Consider the following 1,302-nt stretch of genomic DNA (forward strand, 5'->3'; position numbering starts at 1 on the left):
TAATCCCTATGATAATGCTTGTATTGAATCATTTCATGCTATATTGAAAAAAGAAGAAGTAAATCACGTGCAATATCTAGATTACTATTCTGCTAAGATAGCAATTTTTCAATATATTGAGGGCTGGTACAACCGAAGAAGAATACATAGTGCTTTAGGTTATTTGACTCCTCAAGCCATCGAAGATCAATTGAAACATTCAGCATAAGAGTTAACTTTTTTGTGTCCAATATATTGACTCAAATCCACCTTTTTCTAGAGTTAATTTATCTATTTTTGTGTTTAAACTATATAGATCTTTTAATAATCCCTCATCTAGTAAATCGAAACTGAGCCTTTGTTTTAGTTGAATATTTTCATCTCTCAAATTCTTTAATTCGCTTAACATTTTTAATTTTGTATTTAATTTTTCTTGTATAAATTTAATTCTGTTATCAATCATTGAATTATGAAATTTTATAAGCTCATTAAATTTTTTATTTAGTGAAGGAATATAAGAATTAGCCTGGTTATAAATTTTTTTGAGTTGATTTTCATTTATGGTTGTTTTTTCTTTTTTAAGTTTTTCAATGCTTCGTTTAATTAATGAAGTTTCAATTTCTATCTCGTTTATATTTTCTTCTATTTCTGAAATGGTTTTAATGACGTTTGATTTCTTTTCTAATTCCTCTATATATGATTCTGTATAATCTATTTTACTTCTTTGTTGAATCAACTTATCTAGATCTCTTTCTATAATTTTTAGACTTTGTATCAAAAAATCTTTTGATTGAATTTCTTCCGTTTTTTTATAAGTATCATATTCTTTAACAGCTTGCTTTAGCTTAGCATTAATTTTATCTTTGTCATTTAAAACTTTGGTATCATGAATATTAAGTAGAAAAAGGTGGATTGATTCATAAACATCATCTGAGGTGTAAACATTTAAATACTTGATAATGTTTTCTAATTGATGATTTTCCAATCTAATGAATCTTGGAATAATTTGCCTTAATGTTGGTTTTTCTTCATTCGATTTAAAAAGTACATTTTTTAATTCAAATAAGAAATCATCTGGATTTGAGTCAATATATTGGACACAAAAAAGTTAACTCTTATGCTGAATGTTTCAATTGATCTTCGATGGCTTGAGGAGTCAAATAACCTAAAGCACTATGTATTCTTCTTCGGTTGTACCAGCCCTCAATATATTGAAAAATTGCTATCTTAGCAGAATAGTAATCTAGATATTGCACGTGATTTACTTCTTCTTTTTTCAATATAGCATGAAATGATTCAATACAAGCATTATCATAGGGATTA

General features: G+C 26.3%; 3 protein-coding genes. 1 reads left to right on the forward strand and 2 read right to left on the reverse strand.

The window, feature by feature from the left end; genetic code table 11:
- On the forward strand, positions 1 to 208 hold a 208-nt coding region (locus BHF71_RS10160), incomplete at its 5' end, for an integrase core domain-containing protein (RefSeq protein ID WP_141705358.1).
- A 3-nt stretch (positions 209 to 211) separates the two neighbouring features.
- Here BHF71_RS10160 and BHF71_RS10165 read toward each other — a convergent pair.
- Together BHF71_RS10165 and BHF71_RS10170 are read right to left on the reverse strand one after the other, a co-directional pair.
- Positions 212 to 964 (reverse strand): hypothetical protein, encoded by a 753-nt coding sequence (locus BHF71_RS10165; protein ID WP_069657525.1) that lies wholly within the window; start codon positions 962 to 964, stop codon positions 212 to 214.
- A gap of 130 nt (positions 965 to 1,094) precedes the next feature.
- A partial coding sequence (locus BHF71_RS10170; protein WP_141705358.1) for an integrase core domain-containing protein occupies positions 1,095 to 1,302 on the reverse strand: 208 nt, incomplete at its 5' end.

The sequence above is a fragment of the Vulcanibacillus modesticaldus genome (assembly GCF_001730235.1).
Classification (GTDB): domain Bacteria; phylum Bacillota; class Bacilli; order Tepidibacillales; family Tepidibacillaceae; genus Vulcanibacillus; species Vulcanibacillus modesticaldus.